The following is a 26,244-nucleotide window of genomic DNA, read 5'->3' as shown; positions in this document are numbered from 1 at the left end:
CCATGTCTATTGAATGGAGGTCACGCCAACAAACGCCACTGAGCGTTCAGGAGTGACCGCCATGTCGCAAACACCTGCACTGCCCGCAAGCGAGCGCCGCATCCTGCGGCTTGATGAAGTCGAAACCAAGTCGGGTTTCAAACGCGCCCACATCTACAACCTGATGCGCAAAGGCCTGTTCCCGAAGGCGCTGCGCCTGGGCGTGCGCGCGGTCGGTTGGGACTCCATCGAGATCGATCAGTGGATCGCCGAGCGCGTCAACAACCGGGCCTGACCCGTTCTCCAGCGGACTTCCCATCCTCACACGGAGAACGCCATGCAGGTCGTATCCATCATTTCAACCAAAGGTGGCGTCGGCAAGACCACCACGGCCGCGAACCTCGGCGGGCTTGCCGCGGACGCGGGGCTGCGTGTACTGCTGCTCGACCTCGACGTGCAGCCCACCTTGTCCTCGTACTACGAGCTAGGCCACCGCGCACCTGGTGGCATCTACGAGTTGCTGGCCTTCAACGAGCGCGACCTCGGGCTGCTTGTGTCCCGCACGAACATCGAGGGCCTGGACTTGGTGCTCTCCAACGACCACCGAGGCGAGCTGAACACTTTGCTGCTGCACACGCCGGATGGGCGCCTACGGTTGCGCCATCTCTTGCCGGTCCTGGCGCCTCTCTATGACCTGGTGCTGATCGACACCCAAGGTGCGCGCTCGGTGCTGCTGGAGATGGCGGTGCTCGCCTCCAACCTCGCGCTGTCGCCCGTGACCCCGGAAATTCTCGCGGCGCGCGAGCTGCGGCGCGGCACCATGCAGTTGCTCGAAGACATTGCGCCCTACCGGCACCTGGGCATCGAGCCTCCACCTCTGCATCTGCTCATCAATCGCGTCCACCCTGTGTCAGCCAATGCACGGCTGATCCAGCAGGCCCTGCGCGATCTTTTCCAGGACCACGCCGGCATCCGCGTGCTGGCCACCGACGTGCCGGCCATCGAGGCGTATCCGCGTGCAGCTACGCGCGGATTGCCAGTGCATCGGGTCGAATACCGCCAGCCGCCGGGCAGAGTCGCCCTCGCCGCGCTCGACACCATGCGCGGCCTCGCAGACGAACTATTTCCGCAATGGCGGCACCGATTTGCCATGGTGTCCGGCCGTCCGCCACACCCTCTTGATGCCGGGAGGTCCCATGGCGAACGCACATGAGCTAGCCCGAGGCCACAAGCGGCTTCGCGCCCTGATCGAGTTCGCGGTTGGCGAAGGTTGGCACGTCAAACGCACGCCTGGCGGCCACCTCAAGTTCACCAAGCCTGGCTGCGCCGCGATCTACACCAGCTCGACGGCAAGCGACCACCGGGCGACCCTGAATGCCCGTGCGCAAATCCGCCGCGCCGAGCGCGAGGCCCGATACCAAGCGCAGGGAGGCGGCCATGGCTGAGATCACCTCCCAGCAGATGGCTGGCAAGCTGCTCGCGGCCGGGTTCGAGCGCAGCGGCCCGTCAGCCTCGACCTTGAGCGACCCGATCGCCGACACCCCCATGGTCGTGACCCTAGATCAGTTGCGCCCCTACGACCACGATCCCAGGAAAAAACGCAACCCGGCCTACGAGGAAATCAAGGCGTCCATCCGCGAGCGCGGTCTGGACGCAGCGCCGGCCATCACTCGCCGACCAGGTGAGTCCCACTACATCATCCGCAACGGTGGAAATACTCGGCTGGCGATCCTGCGCGAACTATGGTCAGAGACCAAGGACGAGCGGTTTTTCCGTGTATCGTGCCTGTTCCGGCCGTGGCCCAGCCGCGGCGAAGTCGTCATGTTGACCGGCCACTTGGCCGAGAACGAATTGCGCGGGGGCCTCACGTTCATCGAGCGCGCCCTCGGCGTCGAGAAGGCGCGCGAGTTCTACGAGCAAGAAAGCGGCACCACCTTGAGCCAGTCCGAGCTGGCCCGCCGCCTCGCCGCCGATGGCTTCCCGGTACAACAGTCGCACATCAGCCGCATGAACGACGCGGTGCAGTATCTCCTGCCCGCGATCCCCACCGTGCTCTATGGCGGTCTCGGTCGCCATCAGGTCGAACGCCTGTCGGTCATGCGCAAAGCCTGCATGCTCGCGTGGGAGCGCTACGCCAAGGGTCGCCCACTGGTTCAGGACTTCGACGAATTTTTCCAGGAAGTGCTGTCGCAATTCGACGTCCAGGCCGACGAGTTCTCCGCGCAGCGTGTACAGGACGAGCTGATCGGCCAGATGGCCGAGATGCTGGGTGTCGATTACGACGTGCTCGCCCTGGACATGACCGAATCCGAGAGCCGGCAGCGCGCCTTGGTCAGCGACCCAACGCCGCCATCGACGCCGCCTGCGTTGCCGGAGCCGGGAACCATCGCGCGCCCACCTGCCAACACTGCGCCACCCATCGCAGGGGCTGCATCCGCAGCGCCGCCTGCAGGCCGACCTGCGGCAACGCCTTCGACGCGCGAGAGCGACACGGATGCCAGCCAGGCAAGTCCGGCCAACCCTGCGGTGGGTGGCGATCTGCTTCGGGAGCACATCGTCTCGCCGGCACCGACGACCGAACGGCTCCAGTCCATTCAGCGCATGGTCGCCGACCAGTTGGGTGATGCGCTGCCGCTCGACTTCTCGGCGAGTGTCTTGCAGTCCATCCCTGTGCAGGCTGGCGGGCTCTATCCGATCTCCGATGTCTGGTACATCGATCCCGGCGTGGACACAGCCGAGCGCCTGCGCATCCACATCGCACAGTTCGCCCGCGAAATCGCGGGCGAGGCAGACCTGGACGAGTGCATTGATGACCGTGCAGAGGGTATCGGTTTCGTCTGCCGGGCCCGCACCCAAAGCTCGGCACCGCTGGGCCGTGCCGTCCTCGCGCTGTTAGCGTGCCTGGCCGGTCAGCGGCCCGCCGACGTCGGCCTGCACGACGGGCAAATCGTCATCGAACTGCCGGCGCTGCTGCACGGCCAGGGTGATGCGGCCCAGCGATTGAGCGATACCTCGCTGGTCAAGCTGTTCCGGCTGCTGCGGCTGGCCCGGCGCCTGCTCGACCTTGAAGCCGGCGCTGAAGGCGTTGGAATGTGAGCGAGGGAGGCCAGCATGTCCGCACCACACCCACTCAACCAGGCCGTCATCGCCCAGGCCCTCTATGACCTGCGCAATGGGCAACTGCGCCGGTGCAAACTGATGGGGTTTGGCGAGGAAGAACTGGACGCCCTCAAGCATCCCGCGCTGATCAGCGTGCTCGCCAACGCTAACGTCTCCTGGTGCTCGGTGACGGTCAACCGCGAAGTGCTCCGGCGACTGCTCAAGCAGGCGCAGGACGTGGAGAAGGAAATCGCCACGGTCGATCGCATGCTCAGGCTGGGCGCGAGCACCGAGATGGTCAGTCGGTTCTATGGCCTGACCCACCAGGAGGTGGCGCTTCGCCGCGAAATCCTCGGCCTGCCGAAGCGCAAGGGCCGCCACCCCGTGCTGGACGAGAAACAGGACACGGAGCTGTGGCGGCAATGGAAGGCCGTGACCGGCAGCAGGAATGTCGATCTCGAAGACGAAACCTCCATCCTCGACGCTACCATGGACTTGGCCGAAGGCATGTCGCTGCCTCTGTCGGTGGTCTGGGCCTCGATCAAGAGCTGGGTCGATCAGGGATTGGGTTGAGCCATGGCCGTGGACGACACCGCACCACGCCGTGGCCCCGTCGCACTCGCGGATCTGTTCGATGCTGCCCTGAAAGACCTCGCGCCCAAGCCCAGCCCCAGTGCGCCAGCACCCGTGCCTACGCCGACGCCCGCCACGTCAGGCGATGCCTTCCTCTTCAGCGGCAACCGGCACGAGACCGTGCCGCGGCGGCTGTTCCTCGACCGTCGCCTGACGCCGCTGGAGCGCAACGCCTGGCAGGTGTTCCGGCTGATGCTCAACGACGACGGCATGACAGCCTTCCCGACGTATGAGCAGCTTCGACCCTGGCTGGCGTCGATGCCCTGCGCCGGGCAGGCCTCGCATGAAACCGTGGCCCGAGCGTTGACGCTGTTGCGCCTCACCCGATGGTTGAGCCTGGTACGGCGACGGCGTGACCCCAAGACCGGCCGCATCCTCGGCAACCTCTACGTTCTGCACGATGAACCACTGACGCCCTTCGAGGCCATGCAGCTCGACGCCGACTACCTGGCACTGGTCAGCCAGTCCCTCGGCCATTCGGCCAAGGCTGTCCAGATGGTCGGTCTGAACACCCTCAAGGAGATCGCGGAAGATCCGATGCTCTCCGGACGCACACTGCCGTCGCGGCTACAGGTCCTGGCCGAACGCCTCGCCAGCCAAGGCATCACGGCCGCCGAAAGTTATCCACAGGAGGATGCCGCCCACGATTCCGAAGAAGGAGCATCGAGCCTTCTTCGGAATGCGGACGACCCGTCTTCGGAATCCGAAGCAGGGGCGAAACCCGCGCCAGACGCCTCTCTTCGGAATCCGAAGCAGGCCCGTACAGTACGTAGTAGTCGTATTAATGAAGTACGTACTACCGCGCAGGCGCGCGCGCTGGGCGATCTGCAATGGCCCAAGCGCTTCACGGAACTGAAGGCAGAGCAGCAGACAGGTGCCAGGGTGGCATTGCAGCAGGTCGATGCCGCGCTGAGACAGGCCGTGCTGGACGACTGGGCCGCACGATGCAGCAGTCATGGCATCCGCAATCCTGCGGGGTATCTGTTCGGCATCATCCAGCGCGCCATCCATGGCGAGTTCAATGCCTGGGCCAAGAAAGACGCGCCATCGGCACCCGTCCCGCCAAACGAGCGGCCACCAGCAGCACCGCCACCTCAGCCGCAGGGTAAGCCAGTGCCGCCGGAAGTCGCCAAGCAGCACATCGAGCGGCTACGCAATCTGCTCGCCAGCAAGTGAGCCGGCATGCAAGTCGGTGAAAGTAGATGCCCATGGCCGCCAATAGAGCTATCCCCTGGGGATAGTTCCGCTGCTGGGCACAACGCCAAGTTGTCGCAGGCCTGGGATCGACCATCTGCCGCAGCATCGGTGTTGCCTACCCTGATCCCGGCGTGCAGCGTTCGTTGACGCTCCATGGAGCTATCCCCTGGGGATAGCTCGCGCCGCATGCAACCGCCGCGCCCTAAACCGGGGCCCGCCGGGATTCGGATTCTTGACTGACTGCCTTCCGCTTCCTGCCGAAGCTGGCCGCTCCTTTTCCAACAACGAGCGGACACCATGGCAACCAATGAACCTCTGCAACTGAATCTCGGCTCCCTGCGCAGCGCGATGTCGCTGACCCTGCACACCCATCACGCTTCCCGCATCTGGCACGGCCGCGCCGCCGCCGAGGGGCGACCGGGCATCGTCGGCCTGAACGGCTACATCGCCCAGATGAACAAGATGCGGCGGGGCTCGGAGCAGGACGACCCGTACTCGGACTGGTGGATGCTGCGCATCGAGGACAAGCTCGACCAAACCAAGGTCACGCTGCAATCGCTGCGCGAGCAGGTGGACCAGGCGCTGGCGAGCGTGCCACCGGCGCTCAGCCTGGGCGAAAACCTCAACGTGCAGCCGGTCAAGCTCCCGCTCTTCGTCAACGCGCAGCTCGGCTTTGCCGCGGTCTATCTCCTGGCCGACTACGACGACATCGCCCGCAAGCTGATCCTCGCCCACCACACCGCGCTCATCGACCGCAGCACCTTGGAACGCTGGCTCAACGAGGGCGCGCACGCGCTGCGCAGCCTGTTCTCGCTGGCCCAGCAGTATCGCTACTCGGGCTGCACCCGCGACGATTTCGCGGCGAAGAACGCCGCTGCGCGAGTCGCGCTGGAGAAGTACGGCGAACTGCCGCAGGAGGTGCTGGAGGGGACACGCCGCTCGAAGTTTGCGCCACCCGTCGTGCGCCGTGGCCTGCAACAGCGCGGCGACGGTCCTGCCACAGCGCCTCCGCCCAGCGACGAAGCCGCCACCGCAGAGCCGCCCGAAGCGTCAGCCGGCGAGGACGAGCCCGCATGAACGATCTGAACCAACCGACCCGCTACTTCCGGGGCCTGCAACAGGGTGCCTTCATGCGGCTGGAACACGCGGCCTCTCTAAAAGGCCTTTTAAAGCCTTTTAAGGGTAAAGGGGACTTCGAGGCCTGGGCCAGCCAGTGCTTCGCCATGCGCGACGAGTTGATTGCCCTGGCACAGCGACAGGTGCTGGAGCAAGCATGCGGGCACCCCTTCCACCTTCTGCCCATCGAACTGGCCCAACAGACCACTGGCGCAGGAACCGTCTTCTTGCGCTGGCGCAGGCACGACAGGTCGGCCATGGGCGTGGCGCTGTGGCGGGAGCTGATCGCCAGCAGCAGCACACCCGTCAACCTGCTGGCCGACCTGCACGCGATCGAGCTGCAGCGCATCACGTTGAACATGCAGATCAGCCTGCTGCACACCTTGGGCAGGCAGGCGCAGGAATGCGCCAGCAAGGCCGCCGAGGCGGACGACGCCTACCTGCACCGGCTCACGTCCGTTCCTGCCGCAATGCGCGATCGGTGATTGCGCCGGGCATCCCAGCACGCGCCCGGCGCCGACGAGGCACGGGTATTTCAACCACCACGGAGATCACACCATGAGCACGCATTTTTCTGGCGAAGGCAACATCGGCTCGCCACCGGAGTACCGCGAATTCCCCAACGGCAATGACGAACCCAGCCGCTTGCTGCGCCTGAACGTCTATTTCGACAACCCCGTACCCAAGAAGGATGGCACCTTCGAGGACCGCGGCGGCTTCTGGGCGCCGGTGGAAATCTGGCACCGCGACGCCGAGCACTGGAAGGACCTGTACCAGAAAGGTATGCGCGTGCTGGTCATCGGCCGCATGGAGCGCGAGCCTTGGACGGACAACGAAGATCAGCCGCGCGAGACCTGGCAGATCAACGCGCGCAGCGTCGGCATCCTGCCGTACCGCATCGAGTCCGTGGCCCTCAGTCCGAAGCCGCAGGAGGCAGAACCGAAGCCACAGGCTGCCCAGGAATCGACCGCGCCGAAGGAGGCGAAGCGCAGGAAGTGAACCGGCATGGAGGGCGGCCGCCGTAGTGCTTCGCCGCCCTCCATGCACCCCGCAAGCTATCCCCTGGGGATAGCTCCATCAACGTCCATCGACTTCCACGCGCTCCCGCAAATCGCGGCTACTGGTCCGCACACCTGCGGCCACGCGCCATCCCCGCCCGAGCCATTCCATCGGCGTGAAAGCGGTCGCCGGCGCATGCGGCTTGTTTGCTGCTACCCCAGGTGGCGCTCGGCATCCTCGATTCCAGCAACTCCATGAACAACGGGAATCGGGATGGACGGACATGCGGCTGTTCTTGTGCGAGAAGCCCTCCCAGGGCAAAGACATTGGCCGAATTCTCGGTGCCACGCAGCGCGGTGAAGGCTGCCTCAACGGTTCCGGCGTCACCGTCACCTGGTGCATCGGCCATCTCGTCGAAGCGGCAGCCCCCGAGGTCTATGACGCGGCGCTCAAGCGCTGGTCGCTGGAGCAGTTGCCCATCATTCCTCAGCACTGGCGGGTCGAGGTCAAACCTAAAACCGCCACGCAGTTCAAAGTCGTCAAGGCGCTTCTGGCTAAGGCGACCCAGCTTGTCATCGCCACAGATGCCGACCGCGAGGGCGAGTTGATCGCCCGCGAGATCATCGACCTGTGCGGCTACCGCGGTCCCATCGAACGGCTGTGGTTGTCGGCGCTCAACGATGCGTCCATCCGCGCGGCACTCGGCAAGCTCCGGCCATCGGCCGAGACGCTGCCGATGTACTACTCGGCGCTGGCGCGCTCTCGGGCGGATTGGCTCGTCGGCATGAACCTCAGCCGCTTGTTCACGGTGCTGGGACGGCAGGCCGGCTACGACGGCGTGCTGTCGGTAGGCCGCGTCCAGACCCCCACGCTCAAACTGGTCGTGGACCGCGACCGCGAGATCACCGCCTTCGTGTCCGTGCCGTACTGGGCCATCGACGTGTCCCTGTCCGCCGGTGGCCAGACTTTCGCCGCGCAGTGGGTTCCCCCGAAAGCATGCACCGACGACGCCGGCCGCTGCCTGCAGCAGCCCATCGCGCAGCACGCCGCGCAGCAGATCCGCGCCGCGGACAGCGCCCAGGTGGTGGCGGTCGAAACCGAGCGCGTGCGGGAAGGCCCGCCGCTGCCGTTCGACCTGGGGACCTTGCAGGAGGTGTGTTCCAGGCAGCTTGGGCTCGATGTGCAGGAGACCTTAGACATTGCTCAGGCCCTATACGAGACGCACAAGGCCACGACGTACCCGCGCTCCGATTCGGGCTACCTGCCCGAAAGCATGTTCGCCGAGGTGCCAACGGTCCTCGACAGCCTGGTCAAGACCGATCCCTTGCTGCGACCGATCATGGACCAGCTCAACCGCACTCAACGCTCACGCGCCTGGAACGACGCGAAGGTGTCTGCTCACCACGGCATCATCCCGACGCTCGAACCGGCGAACCTCTCGACCATGAGTGAGAAGGAACTGGCAGTGTATCGGCTGATCCGGGCGCATTACCTGGCGCAATTCCTTCCTCACCACGAGTTCGACCGCAATGTGGCGAACCTCTCCTGCGGCCAGCAGACGCTGGCGGCCACCGGCAAGCAGGTCGTCGTCAAGGGGTGGCGCCTGGTGCTGGCCGAACCGCAATCCGAGGAGGATGGCGACCCTGCGGCGCGCAGCCAGGTACTGCCCGCGCTGCGCGAGGGCCTGGCATGTCAGGTGGCCGACGTCGATCTGAAGGCGCTCAAGACGCTGCCCCCTCGGCCCTATACGCAGGGCGAGTTGGTCAAGTCCATGAAGGGCGTCGCCAAACTGGTCTCGGACCCGCGCCTGAAACAGAAGCTCAAGGATACGGTCGGCATCGGCACCGAAGCGACGCGGGCCAACATCATCAGTGGCCTGCTGACGCGGGGCTACCTCGTGAAGAAGGGCCGCGCCATCCGTGCCTCGGATGCGGCCTTCACCCTGATCGACGCGGTGCCCACAGCGATTGCCGACCCAGGGACAACCGCCGTCTGGGAACAGGCGCTGGACATGATCGAAGCTGGACAGCTCACGCTGGACGTATTCATCGGCAAGCAGGCTGCATGGATCTCACAGTTGATCGCGCAGTACGGCAGCACGTCCCTGTCCATCAAGGTTCCCCACGGACCGCCTTGCCCACAGTGCGGCGCACCGACGCGCCAGCGCACCGGCAAGAGCGGCCCATTCTGGTCGTGCAGTCGCTACCCCGACTGCAAAGGCACGCTGCCGGTCGAATCCGGCACGTCCAAGCGTGGTGCCTCGCGCCCGCGCCGCAGCGGCCGCAAAGGCTCCTGACCGACCCCGTTCCCCGTGAACCGTGCCCGCCATCGGCGGCGCGGCCTGTGTTCCGCACGCCCTGCGGGACGCCCAGCGCGCAACGCCTTCTTGTCCGTGTGCGCGTCCCGCTTGGTCATCCCCGGCCGCGGGACCTGAAGGTAGCTTCTCCGCGAACCGCCTCCTGCGCGTTCTGCTGATCTGCATTTCTCCCGCCTCTGCGAAGGGTCCCCCGGTGGCTTGCCAAGCTGCGCGAGCCACCCGGAGACCCTTCGTGGTCAGCGGTATTCGGTGCCGGTGCCCGCCGGCGCAAAAACGGGCTCCCTTTGTGCGCGGATGTGCGCCAGACGATGCCGGCGCGAACCACGACATGCGCCGGGTGTGATTGCTGATGAGCAGACGGTTCTAGCGACGACCGGGCCTGCACCAGCCCACGGGTGGTTCTGTCCTCCCGAGCCGAAGGCCGCAGGGCCTTCGGCGCCTTTCTCCTGCCTATCAACGTCCCGGCCCGCCCCGGGCCACACGAACAGGAGACCCGACATGAACCCGCAACCTTGCACCCTTCGCGGTGCGCCCCAGGCCGCGCCACTGCTGTACGGCAGCGTGTGCAGCGGCATCGAGGCCGTGAGCCTCGCATGGCAACCCCTCGGCCTCAAAGCCGCGTGGTTCGCCGAGATCGAGCCGTTCCCGAGCGCCGTGCTCGCCCACCGTTACCCCCATGTGCCCAACCTGGGCGACATGACCGCGATCGCCCGTCAGGTGCGCGCCGGCACCGTGCCGGCGCCCGACATCCTGGTCGGCGGCACGCCGTGCCAGTCGTTCAGCGTTGCCGGCGCGCGCCAGGGGTTGAACGACCCGCGCGGCGCCTTGACCCTTGCCTATGTGGAGCTTGCAAATGCCATCGACCAAACCCGCCACCAAGACCGCCGCCCGCCGGCAACGCTCGTCTGGGAAAACGTCCCCGGCGTCCTCAACGACCGCAGCAATGCCTTCGGGCATTTCCTGGGCGCACTGGCCGGAGAAAGCCGTGCGCTCCAGCCGCCAGGGGAAAAATGGGCGCACGCTGGTTGTGTGTCTGGACCCCGCCGCCGCATCGCCTGGCGCGTGCTCGACGCTCAATATTTCGGTGTCGCCCAACGCCGCAAGCGCGTGTTTCTTGTGGCATGTGGTGGTGATGACCTCGATCCCTCCGAAGTACTTTTTGAGCGCACAGGCCTGCGCGGGGATTCTTCTGCGGGCCGCGCGCCGTGGCAAGAAGCTGCCCGCGCTGCTGGACCGGGTGCTGCAGCAGCAGGCGGATACGCAGGATTCGCTGGACTGAACCAGCCCTACGGCAAGGTCACGACGACGTTCGGATTCAGCGGCGGCATTGGCCCCGTCGATGTTGCGGCATGCCTGATGGCCGCGGGTCCCAAGCACGACATCCGCACCGAGACGTTCATGGTGCAGTCCATCGCCGGCAGCATCGCCCACACCCTCGACACCGCCAACAACGGCAAGGGCAGCAGCGAGGACGGTACGGGAAAGGGCGTGCCGATCATCGCCTTCACCGCCCAGGGCAGCGGCGCGGACGCCACGATCGACCTGACGCCGACGCTGCGTGCCGGCGGGCATCGCAACAGCCATGCGAACGCAGGCGTCGTGCCCGCCATCGCCTTCGCGCAGAACAACCGCGGCGAAGTGCGCTTCGAGTCGGGCCATGGACAGGTGTCTTGCACCGTCCTGTCCAACGGCAAGCCGGGCTACGGTGTGCCGATGGTGGCCTGCGTTGCCCTGCGGGGACGGACGCAGGGTCTTGCTGCCGAACTGGGCGGAAGCGTTGCGGCGGCGTTGCGTACCAGCGGCGGCGGCGCAGACAAGCCCCATGTCCTGGCCCCCGACTTCGAGGCACATTTCCGCTACGACTGGAATGAATCCGGTGCAGCGGACTGGTCGCAATGGCGGGTGCGGCGGCTGATGCCCATGGAGTGCGAGCGGCTGCAGGGCATGCCCGACGACTACACGCTGATCCCGTATCGCGGCAAGCCTGCCGCAGACGCTCCGCGCTACAAGGCGATTGGCAACTCCATGGCCGTCCCGTGCATGGCTTGGCTGGGCAACCGGCTGGTGCAGTGCCTGCACAAGACGGACTCGACCGCTTCGGATTGATCGACGACGCAGCCTGCCGGCCGCGCCATTCTCCCCCTGCATTGCCGATGTATCGGCAGCAGCCCGCAGCCAGGGTGTCAAGGCTGCCGTGGGTTCCGCCCACGCCACCCACCAGTTCGCTTCGGCATCTCACCGGCGAACGCTGCCCACCGGGGCATCGATGCCTCCTTTCTCCAACCCACGGGATGGTCGCCACGTCCCGTCAGGGGCATGTCGCCACCCGGTCGATTTCAGGACTTCCCATGGACACCATCACCAAGCAAGACCGCATCACGCTGAAGAACCTCAAGGTCGCCGACTTCGCCAGCGAGGAAACGCTGTGCTTCACCGCGACCATCGTGTTCGACGGCACTCCCATCGCCGAGGCCCGCAACGACGGGCATGGCGGCTCGACATTCCTCCGCGCGCTCAACGGCAAGACGACGCTGCTGGCTCAGGCCGAAGCCTTTGCCAAGGGCTTGCCGCCTGCGCCGCTCGATCTAGGCCAGGAGGGTGAAGACCCTCATTACATCGACATGACGCTCGACTTCCTGGTCGATGAACTGGCCGATGCCATGCACGCGGAGCGCAAGGTGCGAGCCGCCTTCAACCGCGACATCGGCAACAAGGTGCTGTTCATCAAGGACGGCAAACTGCTGTTCATCAAAGGCATCAAGCTCAAGGCTATCGCCGACCGCAAGGCGTACTTCGCTTCGCTGCGCACCAGGCAGGCCCAGCCCATCGTCATCCTCGCCGAGCTTCCGCCCGAGCGGGCATTCGACCTGTGGAAGCAGCATGTCCTGGGCGACAAGCCCGATTGACCCAGCGCCACCGCACCCTCCTGACAGCCCCGTACTCGATGCGGGGCTTTTCTTTTCCTGTGCTCATCAATCGGGGCTGGGCCGAATGCCGTTTTCCAACTGACGCGGCGCAGCCCTCGCACGAAGCTGCCTGCATGTTCGCTGATTCGTCAGCACATGCCAGCAGCCAGGGTTCCAGGCTGCCGCGGGTCTCTCCCGCGTCACCCACCAGTCCGCATCGCATCAATTCTGCGGATGAGCGTCCCCGTGACGCTGATGCTTTTTATCAACCGCGTGCGGGAGCTGCCATCCCGTGAGGGACAAGGCCCCGCTTTTCCAAGGAGCCCGTCCATGTCCCAGCAAGCCTCTTTCGGCCAGTTGGCCCTGACCTACTGCGGCAAGTTCCTGCCGCTCGAAGTCTTGCAAAGCGCCGCCGGCCACTACATCGGCACGCGCGATACCGAAGGTCCCGTTTCGCGGGAATCCCGCGAGTACTTCCGCAGCTATGCCGCGGCTCAACGCGCCCTCGAAAGAGGCGGCTGGTCCCAGCTCGCCATTCCCTGATCCAACTGGAGAAATCACGTCATGAACCAGCTACTGCCGCGGGAAGTCGTCGATCAGATCATGCGGGAAGAGCAGCATTTCGCTGCCGCGCCCCAAGCCTTCTTCGAGGCCTGGAAGCGCGGTGTCGAGATTGCTGGTCCCGAGTGGTTCGGCGACGGCACCCGTGAAGGCCTGAACCAGGCCAAGACCAAGTGGGATTTGCGTCCCGACATGCTGCGGCTCAACGATGCCCTCGGCGTCCTGAGCAGCGGCGAACGCATGTTCCTGTCCGCCATGGTCAGCTTCTACAACGCGCGCGAGGGCGGTGCCATGCTCAAGCGCTGCCGCTTCCACGGGCTGTCGGACTTCGACGGTCTCGATCTGGAACGCCGCAAGGTCATCGCCGACCTGCTGGTGAACTACAGCGGTTGGTGAGCCGGTCTCCGGCACGCCACTGTCCTCTCGATCCCCCCGTGAGGGACATGCGCCCATAAGGCCATGTCCCTCAATTTTTCTTCCCCATCGCCCGACGCCAACGGCCTTGGGCTATTCCCTGCGGACGCCATCGTCCGCATGGGCTGGCTCCGCTCTTCTCGAAAGGAGCCAGCATGGCAAACAACTACTACGAAGGCACGGGCGTTCTCGTGCTCAACCGCGTTACTCCCGTCATCAAGGCACTGTTCGGTGCTTTCGCGCTCGACGAAAACCATCCCGGCAATGGGCAGGCCTACATCGCCCAGATCGCCGAAACCAATGATCCACGCTGGACAGATGTGCTGGACGGTCTGGAAAACCTGGCCACACAACTCGGCATCCCCATGCCCGACGACGAAGAGTTGTCGATTCCGCCTCTGCTTGAACGGCTGGCCGCGCACTTCGGTGCTGACCAGGACGGGGAGCTGGAGAACCTGATCGAGCACCACCAATTCGAGGACGGCGCCGACCTGGAAGCCCTGCTTCTGATCGCTACCCGCTTCGATGACGGCCATAACCTGACCGCCATCCAGTTTGAGGGCTGCTGGTATTGCAGCAAGCCAAGGCTATTCGAGTTCGGCGGCAACGGCTGCTACCTGAGCCGTGAGGTCCAGGTCTTCAGAACGTCCTCGCAGGCGCTTCAACTCGGCGATCAACTGCGCAACACCATCCTGGCCGCCGACATCGAAGAGGCCTCAGCGTTGATCGCGCTGGAGGCCGCCAACCTGCTTGCCGGCATCACCGATGAGCAATTTCGCCTAAATGTGCGCCATCGCATCGCCGAACGGCTGGTTCAGACGCCAACGATCAGCGCCGACTGACGCATTTTCCACTTTCAACCAACCGGGTCCAATTCCCGGTGGCGGAGATTGGCCCCAATATTCAAATCTGGAGAGTTCCCATGTCCCAGAAACCCAATCCCTTTCTCCGCGGCTACTGGAATCTGAAAATCGTCCGCACGCTGTGCATCGGCTACGACGACGGAAGCCCGCATGTCTGGCGAATCATCCACGCGAGTCAAAAGCACTTTTCCGACGAGGAACTGATTTCATCCTCGTGCATCGTCACCAGCGATTTCGCCGTGGTCAGGAATGGTCCCGAACCCGTGAGTGCCGAGGTGCTGGCCGAATGCGATACCGCAGAAGGTGTCAGCGGCGAAGGTGTAATCGGTGCCGTGGTCTATGCCATCCATGGCGACGACTTCGACGGTCGCCCCATCCACGTCGGCGACGCCTATTCGGCAGAGGCAGCGCGGGAAGTCGTACAGCGCCTGAGTTTCGAGACCGGCTACTACAGCCGGTGCTGGGAAATCAGCAGCGCACACATCAGCCAAGAAACCGGCCAATACCTCGCCAACCTGGCAGACCTCGCTACGCCGGAGGCATTCCTGTTCATCGCGTTCCGGGTTCCGTACAGCCCGGCGATCGGCATCAAGCTGATCTCCACTCCCTGGACGGACAAGAACCTGGACCACGCCGAGGGCATCAGTGCGGAGCAGCTTCGCCAGGAGCACCGAAGCAAGGGTATGCCGGATGACCTGGCGAACGTCATTGAACTGGCTGGCCAGGCCGACGTGCGCATCCTGATTCTCGACGCCGACGCACCCGTGCTGTTGGGCCTGCCGTTGGCCGAATCCTAGCAGCCGCTCGACGCAACATCCTTCCTCTTTGTTCTCCCCCATACCGGCCCGTCTCCCTCCCGGAGCCGGGCTGGTCCATTTTCATAGGAGCAACCTCATGTTCCCCGACCTCATCTCGCGCACGCCAGACTTCGAGCACCAGCTCGGCGCCTGCGTCAATGCCATGGGCCAGGACGACGCCATCGGCCAGATCCTGGTATTCGAGCGCATGAGCGGCACGCTGCACATGCGCCATATCGCCAGCGCCGACCTGGTGGACACCGACATTGACGACTACGAAATGGTCGTCTTCGACGGTGGCAACACCAGCGGCGATACATGGAAGCATGTCTTCTTCCCACGTCAGCGCGAGCACTACTTCGTGTACGAAGCCTGACCCAACCAAGCCCCTTTTCGAGGGGCTTTTTCTTGTCCGCAGCGCAGGAAAGCGGGTGCGACGCTGTGCGATTTCTTGCAGGCAGGCCGCCCATTCCAGAGCCATCCTTGCTCCATGTTCGTCGGCGTTGCCGACACATGCCCTGGCAGCCGAGACCTTCAAGGCTGCAAGTGCGGGAAACCGTGCTGGTCGTTTCTTCCTATGGACGTACCCCGTCCGTTCACGCCACCCACAAGGGACCTCTCCCTTGCGGGCGGGGAATCCCTTGTTCTTCCTCAAGGAGATTCCCATGGACCGTTCCCTCATCAAATCCATGATGCCTTCGCTTGTCGCGGGCCATGTCCCTCGCAACGTGCGTTCGTTCAAATACCGCGTATTCGATGATCAGCCGCAGTCCTCGACGTTGGGCTTCGCCATTGACCCTCAGCCCTTCAACGGCAAGGTAGTCTCCGCGACCGACGATGCCATCGTCGTCAAGCTCAAGCCTTCCGAGTTCGCCGTGCTCGATCCCAACCTGGTGACCACCGTTCCCAGCGAGGGCGCCAAGGTCCATGTCCAACCCTACGCCCGGCGACGTTTCGACGGGCTTCGCGCGGACACCCCGGAAGTCGTCACCGAGAAGACTTCGGATGGCACGCCTTACACCATCACGAGGCATATCCTTGGCAAAGCACCCGCCAAGCTGCCCATTCCCGAGCCGCAGTGCATGGAGCTGGGCCAACTCATCGAGCAGTTGGAGGAGATGCCCGCGCCCGACGGGTTCCGGTGCATCACCCACATGCTGGTCGATGCAGGTGCCCGCGACTTCGCCTGGGTCGATCCCAAGCCCTCCAGGATCATCGAGACCCCGCCGGCGATCAGCTTCACGGTCTCAACCACCAAGTTCGAGGGTCAGGTGACGATCCTCTACGACCGTGGCGGCGACACCTACGTGGTGGAGCTGCACCGCGACGGTGAGTTGGTCGATAGGCACGACGAGGTGTATTTCGACATGCTCGGTGAAGTGCTGGAGCGGCTCATCGACGACGGGCGCTGGCGCCTGATCGACGTGAGCGTGATCGACGCCAAAGCCTTTCGGCAACGTCAGGCGGTTCCAGCCTGACGTGCCAGACAGGAAGCCTAGCGGCACGACTGATCAGTCCACAGCCTACCGGCGACTGCCCCACAAGCCTTCCATCCGTTTCGGTGGAGGGCTTTTTTCTTCATCCATACAGGAGATTTCAACCATGTCACTGCGATTCAGAGGCTCCGACCTGCGCCCCGTGCTTGCCGAAGCCATCGCCAACCAATGCCGCGTCGCCCTGGCCAAGGACCAGGGCGTGTACTTCCTCGCCGAGCGCGGAGAGCGCCGCCCCGATGGCCGCGTGAAGCTGCTGGCCTATGCCGTCGGCTGCAACCCGGATACCGACCCGTTCGATGACTGGTGGGAACTGGCACGCGCCGAGCTTGGCGGCGACGACTTCGGCGAGTTCTTCGACCCGAAAGACAGCGTTTTCACTCGCATTCTGCAAAGCTCAGATGATCTGGAGCTGTCCGCCACCGCTACGTATCTGTCGCTGGCGGCGGTGGAATCGGCGTAGTCCAAAAATGTCCGCATACCCCTTGAAGCCCCCATTTCGGGGGCTTTCTTTTGGGCGGAACTGGGCAGCCTGGAAAAAATGGGAAGCGCCCGGATGCCGATTGATTGCTGTCGCGCGCGCGAGGCCCGGCCATGCTGACCCCATGCCTGCTGACGTTGTCAGCGACATGCCAAGCAACCATCGGTCTTCAAGGTTGCGTCGCAGTTCCCACTGCGTGACCGAGCCAGCTCGCACCGCATCCATCCGCGAGCGGCCACCAGTCTCTGGTGGCGGATGCTTTCGCCTTATCGACCCACCGCGGGGTTACGCACCTTTCCCCGCATGCGTGGGGCTGGTGTGTCTCCGCTTCTTCCCTATGGAGATTCACCATGAACACCACGTCCAACGAGAAATCGTATTTCGACCTCCACACCTCGGGCATCGGCTACATCCAGCGTGTCCGTGAAGTGCCTGTCCGGGGCGGCCGCCGTGCGCAGCCTTTCCTGGCATGCACCGTTGCCGCGCTGGTCGGCCCCGCCAGGGACCCCAGCTACCGCTACTTCGACGTCAAGGTCTCGGGTGCCGAGGCCAAGAACCTCGTCCAGCGCTACATCGGCGTTGACGATCCCAAGCAGCGCCCGCTGGTGCGCTTCCGCCTCGGCGACCTGTGGGGCGATGCGTACATCCGCGACAAGGGCGAGCGCAAGGGTGAAGCCGCCGCGTCCCTCAAGGCGCGACTGCTCAAGGCCGAGCCGCTTGACCGGGCCGAACTGGCTTCCATCAAGCAGCACGAGCTGATCACCCGCGGCATCGGCTACCTCAGCCGTCCGAAGGACGTCACCCCCAAGGATGGCGATCCGTTCCTGTCGTGCTGCGTCGCGGCTCTGGCCGGGCCTGTCGGTGAACCGGACTATCGGTACTTCGACACCATCGTCGCCACCCCTGAAGCCGAGCACCTGGTTCGCCGGTGCGTGCAGGCCATCGAAGGGGACCGCAAGGTGCTGATCGCCTTCAAGTTGAACGACATGAAGATCGATCCGTACATCCGCACCAAGGGTGAGCGCGCCGGGGAGCCGGGAGCGAGCCTGGAATCGACGCTGATCCACATCGGTCTGATCAAGATCGACGGCACCCAGGTCTATCCGACGAGCCAGGCGCAAGCCGAGGCGTCGCAGGCCGAGGACGCACCCGCGCCCGAAGCCGAGGACGCCGCCGACACCGCTGCCGACCAGCCTATCGAGCCCGCCGAGCGCGAGCCCGCAGGTGAAGTCGAAGAGCAGGAGCCGGCATTGGCTGCTTCGTTCTGATCCGGCATGGCCCCTCACGGGGCCTTGCCTTTTTCCTATTCCTCAAGGAGAAGCATCATGGCAGTCACATCGGCACCCGAGAAATCGGCCACTCCCATCATCGTCCCGGGCCAGCTCGCGCTGCGCACCATTCATGGCCGCAACGGAAAGTTCAATGTTGGCAAGCTCGAATGCCAACTCGGAAAATTCACGATTAAAGACGCGGAGTTGGAGCAATACCCCGAGGGCAAGTATCAAGGGGAGTTCGTCCTTCGCTACATCTTCCTCAAAGGCTATCCGATCAGCGACGGCAGCATGCGTTTCGAGATGCGCGCCAACCTGGACGGTATGACACTTTTCGGCATCGACAAGCTGAGCAAGGCCGAAGCACATAGCTTCGCCCCGCAGGAAGTCGATCCGCTCGATGAAGATCAAGGGACACAGCCTGCGACAACGCCGGCCAAACCCGCCAAGGCATCCAGGTCCGCCAAACCTGCACCCGTGCAGACGTCCGCGGACCCGCTGGTCGATACCACGCCCTTCGGCGTGGACGCGCCGCCTGCTGCGGCTGCTGCCCCCGGCAGCACCGAGGATGGCGACGCCGCGCTGTTCGGCCTGTTGTGGCCGCTGGGCGAGTCTGTGAAGCTGGATTCGACCATCGACCGCCGCGCCCTGCGCGCCCAGATCGCCCGCCTGGGCGAACTGGGCTACGCGCTGGACTTCAAGACGCAGGAGTGGAGCCGCCAGGCCGAACTGCAACCTGCGTGATTGCAGACACCGCATCCGCGGTGTTCTTCATCCACCCGCTGGGGTTCCTTCCCCATGCGGGGGTGGCCTCGGCTTTCTTCTGGAGGTCTCCATCATGTCCACCATCACTTGCGATACACCCCGTTCCGCGCTGGACGAAACCGCGTGGCGCGCCGTTTGCAAGACGGCCGCCGAGCATGCCCAACGTGGTTGCGGCCTGTCCTGGGATCACTGGGTCACGCTTTTCAGCTCGGAGATCGACGCGCAAGCCAGTCGATTGCCGGAAAGCCAGCGCGTTCATGCGCTGGAAATCGCGACCCAGGAATGGGACTACGCAACACCTGCCGAACGGCAGGAAACCCAGGACTGGCTCGCTGAAAACGGCTGCTGTTCGCATGGGATCACGCTGGGTTGCTGCCCGGCCGGTTGCGGTTCCTAGCCCGCACTGCATTCCATCGCCGCACACGCGGCATTCCATCACCCGCTGGGGGTTCTTCCCCACGGGGAGGCCTCTGGCTCTACTTCTTCAGGAGGCCTCTCATGGGCTGGTATTTCTCTCCCCAATCGCGGTCTGAACTGATCGCCGAACTGATCGCACCGCAGGAGACCGAGCGCGCCAGCGTGAAGGTCATCGCCCACACGCTGCGCGGCAACGTCCTCTGGTCCGTCGCGGAAGTGACGGCCAGGGCCGAAGGCGTGCATCGTGATCTCGCGCCGGGCCAGTCCCTGCGCTACATCCGCTGCGATCTTCTGGAGCGCAGCGGCAACCAGTGGGGCTACAAGCCGCTGGACGAGTCCATGCACCCGTACTACTACTCGTGCCCGCTGTCCTATCTGGACCTCGCACCGGAGCAGTCCGCCGACTGGCGTGCAGGCGTTCGCGCCTACCACGCGCGGCGTCGTACACCCACGGTTGCCACGGCACCCGCCGCGGCACTATTGGCCTGAGCCAGGAGGAACCAACATGGACCCGATCCTGGCTGCGCTCCCCGCCTCGCTGTTAAAGCTCGTTGAAGGCAGTTTGTCCAACGACGAAGTTTCCTCCGACGAGGAAATGCTGGCGTACTTCATCGACAACGGCCTCACCGAGGAGCAGGCACGGCAGGCGCTGACCTATCGCGACCAGTACCTCAACAACATCTACCTGGACGGCTTCACGCCGATCACCGCGGTGGACGAGGCGCTTCACTTCAACCCGCACACCCGGCAGTTCGAGCCGGACTGAGCGGTTTTCTTCCACCCCCCCCGGGGCAGTACCTGCCCCGACGGGCGGTGCTGTTCCCGCTCATCCGAGGACACCACCATGCCCGCAAACACTTCTTCCACGCTGTACCGCATCGACGAATGCCCGGACGTGATGGCCGACGCCTGCGTTGGCGATGACCAGGGCAACCTGATCTTCCTGTCCATCTGGGCACGCGACACCGCCGTCCAGCAATTCCTCGCTCGCCTGACCCTCGGGCGCGACGAGCAGGGACTGGACCAGTTCCACGTCATCACCGACCAGGGCGGCAGCGTCCCGGTGTTCATCGGCAACGTCGATCGCCTGGAAAAGCGCATGACCCGCGCCTACCGGCGAACGCTGTTCGGTTCGCTGTCCAACGTGTGGCTGTTCGACCGGCGCTGCGTCAAGCCCGACAAGGCCAACGCCAGCGCATTGGCACTGCTGCCGCGCGACAGCGCCCACCGGCTTGACCGCCTGTGGATGCTGGTGCGGGACACCTGCCCGTTGCCGCTACTCGACCACTGGCGCGAGACCGTGCTGGAACTGCTGCAAAGCCGCGAGATGCTGGCCCGCCTTCCGTTCGCCCTCGGGCCGCTGGAAGGCCATCGGCTCGCCATCGACGTGCCGGCGCTGACCCTGGCGCTGGGCTCCCTGATCCGCAGTGACGCGCTCACCGCCTATCCCTATCCGACCAAGATTTGGACGCCGGAAGCGGTAGCGGCTTGACCCCCTCGGAGGCACGTCTCGGCGTGCTTCCGTCTTTCATCCCCGCCAACCAGGAGACTTCCATGGCCCTCATGTTCCCGCGGCTCGCCCGCAATTTCGCCAAGAACGGGTACTACCCGACCGACGAACCCACGCTCGAAAGAGCCCTCAACGCACTGATGCCCAGCGACGGGCCGATGTGCATCCTTGATCCCTGCGCCGGCGAAGGCGTGGCGATCGCCGAAGCCGCCTATGCCCTCGGGCGTGACCAGGCCAAGGCATTCGCGGTCGAGTTCGACGCGGAGCGGGCACGCCATGCCCGAGGCTTGGTCGATCACTGCCTGCACGCGGACCTGATGGACACGATGGTCTCCAAACAGTCCTTCGGGTTGCTCTGGCTCAACCCGCCGTATGGCGACCTGTCCAAGGACGTCAACGGCAACATCGGCTATCAAGGTCAGGGACGTGCCCGCCTCGAAAAGCTGTTCTATCAGCGTTCGCTGTCGCTGCTGCAGTACGGCGGCATGCTGGTCTTCATCGTCCCCGGCTACGTGCTCGACGCGGAGCTGGTTGGTTGGCTGACACGCCACTACACCGATCTGCGGATCTACCGAGCGGTGGAAACGCAGTTCAAGCAGGTGGTGATCTTTGGCCGAAGGGTGCGCCAGCGCGAGCAGGCCCCCGATGGCGTCAAGGCCGTGCGCAACCTGCTGCTGCAGGTTGGGCTTGGCGAAGTCGAAGCCGAGGAACTGCCGAGCGAATGGCCGTTCCTGCCGTACATCGTCCCCGCCAGTCCGGTCGAGCCGGAGCATTTCTTCCGCGTGACGATGGAGCCGGAGCAGTTCGCCGATGAGGTCGGTCGGCTGCAAGGCCTCTGGCCGTCGCTGGACACGCACCTGGGGGCCGCGCAGCAGTCGCTGCGTCCACCGGCGCGAGCCTTGTCCCACTGGCATCTCGCCCTGGCCTTGGCAGCGGGCGCGATCTCCGGCGTTGTGCGCTCCCAGACGGGGCGCGTGCTCGTCGTCAAAGGTGACACCCACAAGGACAAAACGCTCCAGCGGGAATTCACCGAACGCGAAGACGGCTCCATCGCCGAGACCCGCATCCTCACCGACAAGTTTGTGCCCGTCATCCGCGCGTGGGACATGACGCCTGGCTCCGCGACACGGGGCGAGGTGTTGACCATCCGCTGATCCACCGGACGCGCTGCCGTCCTGCTGTACCACATCGAAGGAGAAACACCATGTTCCCGAATCCGTTCAAGCGGCCAGCGCCGCACAAGCAACCGTTGTTCGCACCGAGTACGTTGAAGTTGAGCGAGAAGGTGCATTGGCTGGCCCGAAGAGGCCTGATCGACCCCTTAGCCTATGTCCAGCGCCATGTGCGCGGGGACTGGGGCGAGATCGATGAGGCCACACGCCAAGCCAACGACGTGGCGATCCAACAGGACAACCTGATGATCTCGCAGTTCAGGATCACGCCGGACCTGGCGCTAATCGTCAAGACCAGCGAGGACCACCAGACCACGGTGATCCAGCTTCCCGAAGAGCGGGACCTGATCTGACGTCCCCACATCGTCATCCTCATTCTCCTGACGGAGCCACTTCACTCCGGCAGGGGTGTCGTGGCTCAATGACTCATCAAGGAGGAGCCCATGGCATCACATCGCATCGAAACCTACTGTCAGAACCTGGCGTTCCCCATCGGGGCGCTTATCTTCAGCAAAGGCATTGACCGCCTGGTCCGCTCGGGTCGCCTCGACCCGATCCCGTACTTCAGGCGCCACACCCGTGGCGACTGGGGCGACGTCAACGTCCAGCAATGGCAGGCCAACAGCACCGCGCTTCAATCAGGCGCATCGCTGGCATCGCACTACGTGATCCATCCGGGGCTGGCCATTCGCATCGTTACCGACGCGGAGCGCCACGCCACCGTCATCGTTCTGCCGTCCGAGGACTGAGCACGGTTCAGCCGCTGGCCACCCAGGCCAGCACCTTCAACCACCGTCGGCCACGCGTCGATTTACTTCCCACCACGGGGCATGCCACTGCCCCGCTGGGGGTGGTGCATGCCCCTTTTTCTTTGGAGCATCACCATGTCCCTCGATCTCGAAACCAATGCCGCTGAAGCCGCGCCCGTACAGGGCGAACTGCTCGACGCGGAATCTTCCCCTCTGACCCTGAGCCTTCAGGATTTCGTCGGCGAGTTCGGCGACGAACTGCTCGACGCCCTCAACAGCGCCAACCCGCCGGTCTATACCGGCCAACCGCAAGCACATCGCCAGCTCATCGTCGCCAGCCTCAAGCGCAAGCTGTTCCAGGCCCAGGCCGAAGTCGTCCACGCCGCCGCGGAGCTGCTGATTGACCGTGGCGAGCGCGCCGCGATCGTCAATGGCGAGATGGGCTGCGGCAAGACGACCGTCGGCATCGCCACGGCCGCTGTGCTCAACGCCGAAGGCTACCGCCGGACCTTGGTTCTCTCGCCCCCGCACCTTGTTTACAAGTGGCGGCGCGAGATCCAGGAGACAGTAGCGGGCGCGAAGGTCTGGGTGCTCAACGGCCCCGATACCTTGGTCAAGCTCATCAAGCTGCGCGAGCAGTTGGGTGTGCAGCCGACCGGCCAGGAGTTCTTTGTCCTGGGGCGCGTCAGGATGCGGATGGGGTTCCACTGGAAGCCTGTCTTCACCCAGCGGCGCACCCGCCACGGCGACGTGGCGGCCTGCCCGGACTGCGGCACGGTCATCACCGACCTCGACGGCGAGCCGGTCAACCCGGTCGCGCTCGAAGCCGAGGAGTACCGCAGGAAGTGCAGCCATTGCGCAGCGCCCCTGTGGACGCTGATCCGCCCACGCAGCCTGTCCGGCAGCGACCAGTCCTCGGCCGTGCTGAAAGCCTTGAAGCGCATCCCGACCATCGGGGCAGTCACCGCGCAGAAGCTGATGCAGAAGTTCGGAGACGGCTTCCTGGCCTCGATGCTCGGCGACAACATCCATGAGTTCATCAACCTCATGGACGGCAACGGCGAGCTGGTGTTTTCCGACCGTCAGGCCACCCGCATGGAACGTGCGATGGCCAACATGGAGTTCGGCTTTGGCGAAGGCGGCTACCAGCCGTCCGAGTTCATCAAACGCTACCTGCCGCAAGGCACGTTCGACCTGCTCATCGCCGATGAGGCGCACGAGTACAAGAACGGCGGCAGTGCCCAAGGCCAGGCCATGGGCGTGCTGGCAGCGAAGGCTCGCAAGACCTTGCTGCTGACTGGCACGCTGATGGGCGGCTACGGGGACGACCTGTTCTACCTGCTGTTCCGAGCCCTTCCGGGGCGGATGATCGAAGACGGCTACCGCCCGACCACGAGCGGCAGCATGACCTCGGCCGCGATGGCGTTCATGCGCGATCACGGGGTCTTGAAGGACATCTACTCCGAGAGCACCGGCACGGCGCACAAGACGGCCAAGGGCACCAAGGTATCGGTGCGCACGGTCAAGGCCCCGGGCTTCGGCCCCAAGGGCGTCTTGCGCTGCATCCTGCCGTTCACGATCTTCCTCAAGCTCAAGGACATCGGCGGCAACATCCTGCCGCCGTATGACGAGGAGTTCCGCGAAGTCGCGATGGACACGGCGCAAGCCGCGGCCTACCGCGATCTGGCGGGTCGGCTGACCGCGGAGCTGAAACAGGCTCTTGCACGACGCGATACGACCTTGCTGGGTGTGGTGCTCAACGTGCTACTGGCCTGGCCAGATTGCTGCTTCCGGTCGGAGACCGTGGTGCATCCGCGCACGCGCAACACCTTGGCGTTCGTCCCGGCTCAGTTCAACGAGTTCGAGATCAGCCCCAAGGAGCGTGAGCTGATCGACATCTGCAAAGAGGAGAAGGCGCAGGGCCGCAAGGTGCTGGCCTACACGGTCTATACCGGCACGCGCGACACGACCAGCCGGTTGAAGGTGCTGCTGGAGCAGGAAGGCTTCAAGGTGGCGGTGCTGCGCGCAAGCGTGGATGCCAGCCGCCGCGAGGACTGGATCGCCGAACAACTGGACCGTGGCATCGATGTGCTCATCACCAACCCCGAGCTGGTTAAAACGGGACTGGACCTGTTGGAGTTTCCGACGATCGTGTTCATGCAGTCGGGCTACAACGTGTACTCGCTGCAGCAGGCGGCACGCCGCTCCTGGCGCATCGGGCAGAAGCAACCCGTGCGCGTGATCTACCTTGGCTACGCCGGCTCCTCGCAGATGACCTGCCTCGAACTGATGGCCAAGAAGATCATGGTCTCGCAGTCCACCTCGGGCGACGTGCCCGAATCAGGGTTGGACGTCCTGAACCAGGATGGTGATTCGGTCGAGGTCGCACTGGCCCGGCAACTGGTCGCCGCCTGATCCCCACGCCAACGCTGGCCTAACGCCGCCGGCTTTCCGCTGTTCCCACCTTGCAGCCACGTCCACGGTCTCCGTGGGCGTGGCTGCGCTTTTTCGATCCCAAGGAGATTTCCATGAACACCAATACCCAAGCAACGACCAAAGTCGTCAGTGCTCGCCTCACGCTGGACGTGACTTACCTGCTCAACGGCGAGGCCGAATCGGAAATGCTGGCACGGCTGCGCAGCATGTGCGAATACGCCATCGATGAGGGTCTGCTGACCGGCGAGACCGCCGCGGAAGTGGATAAGTGGTCGATCGATGTGTCCGAGCAGCCCTCGGAAGCTGAGAGTGACACCCTGGTAACCGAGATCGCCTCCTTCATGCGGCAGCGCATCGAAGACGGCAATCTGAACGCTGAAGACATCCCCGTGCGCCTGGCGCGCTACGGCCTGATGGCTCCCGAGGCATTCGCCGACGAGATGCGCGAGCGCATGGGTATGGCCGACGAAGAACCCGAGAGTCAGGCTGTCATCCCTCCGACCGAGCCTGCTGAAGGCGGCGAGATCGAGATGCAAGTCGCTGTCGCCTGCGTCGATGCTTCCGGCACCCCCAACATGCCGGTCTTCAAGGTCAGAACCACCCAGGAGGAATACGACCAGGGTGCCCACTACCACAAAGCCAAGGATCTGGCCGAAGAAGCCCGGTACGAAGGGCCGTTCGTCTGCTTCGACGCTGCCGAATATGGCCCCATCCTGTCGGCCGCCCGCGAACTGGGTCTTGTCCCGCAGGTCGTCGTGGTCGATATGACCGACGGCCAGATCCACTCCATCCGCTGCGACACCGGCGAGATCAAAGTCGTCTGCTACGACACCAGCGATACCGACGAGTACTCGGTGGCGATGGCGGACCGGCCGCTCGGCGAGAACGGCCAACTCGTGCGCTGCTGGGCGCATGCCCAACTGGCACAGGTCGATCCTGGCCTGAAGCTGGCTCGGGGTTGATTCGGCAGGGTCCGACCTGCGCTCTCATTGGCCCCTTCGGGGGCCTTTTTCTTTGGAGGGAGGCTGTCGGAAAATCGGACGGGGCGTGATTCGCATTGTTTGCTGCC

Annotated in this window: 30 protein-coding genes; all 30 read left to right on the top strand. The window is 64.6% G+C overall.

Translation table 11 applies throughout. The annotated features are described in order from the left end of the window. The first annotated feature begins 61 nt into the window (after positions 1-61). Positions 62-274 (top strand): AlpA family transcriptional regulator, encoded by a 213-nt coding sequence (locus HX812_RS01910; protein ID WP_009459729.1) that lies wholly within the window; start codon positions 62-64, stop codon positions 272-274. Between the two features lie 42 nt (positions 275-316). Then, positions 317-1,192: a ParA family protein gene (locus HX812_RS01905; RefSeq protein WP_028690966.1), complete on the top strand. Its 876-nt coding sequence runs from the start codon at positions 317-319 to the stop codon at positions 1,190-1,192. After that, positions 1,176-1,424 carry a hypothetical protein gene (locus HX812_RS01900; protein WP_019726333.1) on the top strand — a complete coding sequence of 83 codons (249 nt, stop codon included), beginning with the start codon at positions 1,176-1,178 and terminating at the stop codon, positions 1,422-1,424. The genes HX812_RS01905 and HX812_RS01900 overlap by 17 nt, the downstream gene beginning before the upstream one ends. Beyond that, positions 1,417-3,075, top strand: a complete 1,659-nt coding sequence (locus HX812_RS01895) for a ParB family protein (RefSeq protein ID WP_028690965.1) — start codon at positions 1,417-1,419, stop codon at positions 3,073-3,075. The genes HX812_RS01900 and HX812_RS01895 overlap by 8 nt, the downstream gene beginning before the upstream one ends. A 15-nt stretch (positions 3,076-3,090) precedes the next feature. Next, positions 3,091-3,651 carry a DUF2857 domain-containing protein gene (locus tag HX812_RS01890; RefSeq protein ID WP_023093474.1) on the top strand — a complete coding sequence of 187 codons (561 nt, stop codon included), beginning with the start codon at positions 3,091-3,093 and terminating at the stop codon, positions 3,649-3,651. Positions 3,652-3,654: 3 nt separating this feature from the next. Then, positions 3,655-4,887: an STY4528 family pathogenicity island replication protein gene (locus HX812_RS01885; RefSeq protein WP_028690964.1), complete on the top strand. Its 1,233-nt coding sequence runs from the start codon at positions 3,655-3,657 to the stop codon at positions 4,885-4,887. Positions 4,888-5,205: 318 nt separating this feature from the next. Next, complete coding sequence (locus HX812_RS01880; protein WP_028690963.1) at positions 5,206-5,985, top strand: PFL_4669 family integrating conjugative element protein; 780 nt, start codon at positions 5,206-5,208, stop codon at positions 5,983-5,985. Further along, the gene (locus HX812_RS01875) at positions 5,982-6,509 is read left to right on the top strand and encodes a DUF3158 family protein (RefSeq protein ID WP_028690962.1); all 528 of its coding nucleotides are present in this window, start codon (positions 5,982-5,984) and stop codon (positions 6,507-6,509) included. The genes HX812_RS01880 and HX812_RS01875 overlap by 4 nt, the downstream gene beginning before the upstream one ends. 73 nt (positions 6,510-6,582) lie before the next feature. Then, positions 6,583-7,023, top strand: coding sequence for a single-stranded DNA-binding protein (locus HX812_RS01870; RefSeq protein WP_028690961.1), 441 nt, complete (start codon positions 6,583-6,585; stop codon positions 7,021-7,023). Positions 7,024-7,306: 283 nt separating this feature from the next. After that, positions 7,307-9,319 (top strand): DNA topoisomerase III, encoded by a 2,013-nt coding sequence (locus HX812_RS01865; protein ID WP_028690960.1) that lies wholly within the window; start codon positions 7,307-7,309, stop codon positions 9,317-9,319. Positions 9,320-9,838: 519 nt separating this feature from the next. Next, positions 9,839-11,446, top strand: coding sequence for a DNA cytosine methyltransferase (locus tag HX812_RS01860; protein ID WP_023103930.1), 1,608 nt, complete (start codon positions 9,839-9,841; stop codon positions 11,444-11,446). A gap of 242 nt (positions 11,447-11,688) precedes the next feature. Next, positions 11,689-12,246, top strand: coding sequence for a hypothetical protein (locus HX812_RS01855; protein ID WP_023103929.1), 558 nt, complete (start codon positions 11,689-11,691; stop codon positions 12,244-12,246). 330 nt (positions 12,247-12,576) lie between these two features. Next, complete coding sequence (locus HX812_RS01850) at positions 12,577-12,789, top strand: hypothetical protein (protein ID WP_003290186.1); 213 nt, start codon at positions 12,577-12,579, stop codon at positions 12,787-12,789. A gap of 21 nt (positions 12,790-12,810) precedes the next feature. Continuing rightward, complete coding sequence (locus HX812_RS01845) at positions 12,811-13,203, top strand: hypothetical protein (protein WP_017512401.1); 393 nt, start codon at positions 12,811-12,813, stop codon at positions 13,201-13,203. 173 nt (positions 13,204-13,376) lie between these two features. After that, positions 13,377-14,063 (top strand): hypothetical protein, encoded by a 687-nt coding sequence (locus HX812_RS01840; RefSeq protein ID WP_017512402.1) that lies wholly within the window; start codon positions 13,377-13,379, stop codon positions 14,061-14,063. An 80-nt stretch (positions 14,064-14,143) separates the two neighbouring features. Further along, complete coding sequence (locus HX812_RS01835) at positions 14,144-14,881, top strand: hypothetical protein (protein WP_017512403.1); 738 nt, start codon at positions 14,144-14,146, stop codon at positions 14,879-14,881. A 97-nt stretch (positions 14,882-14,978) separates the two neighbouring features. Then, positions 14,979-15,257, top strand: coding sequence for a hypothetical protein (locus HX812_RS01830; protein ID WP_009459701.1), 279 nt, complete (start codon positions 14,979-14,981; stop codon positions 15,255-15,257). 289 nt (positions 15,258-15,546) lie between these two features. Then, positions 15,547-16,359 carry a hypothetical protein gene (locus HX812_RS01825; RefSeq protein WP_023103925.1) on the top strand — a complete coding sequence of 271 codons (813 nt, stop codon included), beginning with the start codon at positions 15,547-15,549 and terminating at the stop codon, positions 16,357-16,359. Positions 16,360-16,483: 124 nt separating this feature from the next. After that, positions 16,484-16,837: a DUF3085 domain-containing protein gene (locus HX812_RS01820; RefSeq protein ID WP_009459699.1), complete on the top strand. Its 354-nt coding sequence runs from the start codon at positions 16,484-16,486 to the stop codon at positions 16,835-16,837. A 368-nt stretch (positions 16,838-17,205) separates the two neighbouring features. Further along, the gene (locus HX812_RS01815) at positions 17,206-18,123 is read left to right on the top strand and encodes a DUF3577 domain-containing protein (RefSeq protein ID WP_023103924.1); all 918 of its coding nucleotides are present in this window, start codon (positions 17,206-17,208) and stop codon (positions 18,121-18,123) included. Between the two features lie 57 nt (positions 18,124-18,180). Next, complete coding sequence (locus tag HX812_RS01810) at positions 18,181-18,870, top strand: DUF3275 family protein (protein WP_023103923.1); 690 nt, start codon at positions 18,181-18,183, stop codon at positions 18,868-18,870. Between the two features lie 94 nt (positions 18,871-18,964). Continuing rightward, positions 18,965-19,288, top strand: coding sequence for a hypothetical protein (locus HX812_RS01805; protein ID WP_023103922.1), 324 nt, complete (start codon positions 18,965-18,967; stop codon positions 19,286-19,288). 101 nt (positions 19,289-19,389) lie between these two features. Next, positions 19,390-19,797, top strand: a complete 408-nt coding sequence (locus HX812_RS01800) for a hypothetical protein (protein ID WP_023103921.1) — start codon at positions 19,390-19,392, stop codon at positions 19,795-19,797. Between the two features lie 16 nt (positions 19,798-19,813). Then, the gene (locus tag HX812_RS01795) at positions 19,814-20,074 is read left to right on the top strand and encodes a hypothetical protein (protein ID WP_023103920.1); all 261 of its coding nucleotides are present in this window, start codon (positions 19,814-19,816) and stop codon (positions 20,072-20,074) included. Positions 20,075-20,152: 78 nt separating this feature from the next. Further along, positions 20,153-20,800 carry a hypothetical protein gene (locus HX812_RS01790; RefSeq protein ID WP_023103919.1) on the top strand — a complete coding sequence of 216 codons (648 nt, stop codon included), beginning with the start codon at positions 20,153-20,155 and terminating at the stop codon, positions 20,798-20,800. Positions 20,801-20,838: 38 nt separating this feature from the next. Further along, on the top strand, positions 20,839-21,972 hold the full coding sequence (locus tag HX812_RS01785; protein WP_254912518.1) for a DUF6094 domain-containing protein: 1,134 nt from the start codon (positions 20,839-20,841) through the stop codon (positions 21,970-21,972). A 50-nt stretch (positions 21,973-22,022) separates the two neighbouring features. Then, positions 22,023-22,343: a hypothetical protein gene (locus tag HX812_RS01780; RefSeq protein ID WP_023103917.1), complete on the top strand. Its 321-nt coding sequence runs from the start codon at positions 22,023-22,025 to the stop codon at positions 22,341-22,343. Positions 22,344-22,433: 90 nt separating this feature from the next. Further along, positions 22,434-22,739, top strand: a complete 306-nt coding sequence (locus tag HX812_RS01775; RefSeq protein ID WP_023103916.1) for a hypothetical protein — start codon at positions 22,434-22,436, stop codon at positions 22,737-22,739. A 135-nt stretch (positions 22,740-22,874) separates the two neighbouring features. Further along, a complete protein-coding gene (locus tag HX812_RS01770) occupies positions 22,875-25,154 on the top strand; it encodes a helicase-related protein (protein WP_028690958.1) in 2,280 nt (759 codons plus the stop codon). A 113-nt stretch (positions 25,155-25,267) separates the two neighbouring features. Then, positions 25,268-26,137, top strand: a complete 870-nt coding sequence (locus HX812_RS01765; protein ID WP_028690957.1) for a hypothetical protein — start codon at positions 25,268-25,270, stop codon at positions 26,135-26,137. The last annotated feature ends 107 nt before the right edge of the window (positions 26,138-26,244 follow it).

The organism is Pseudomonas sp. IPO3749, assembly GCF_013386605.1.
GTDB lineage: Bacteria > Pseudomonadota > Gammaproteobacteria > Pseudomonadales > Pseudomonadaceae > Aquipseudomonas > Aquipseudomonas azotoformans_A.
This window is presented reverse-complemented; position numbering and strand designations above follow the sequence as displayed.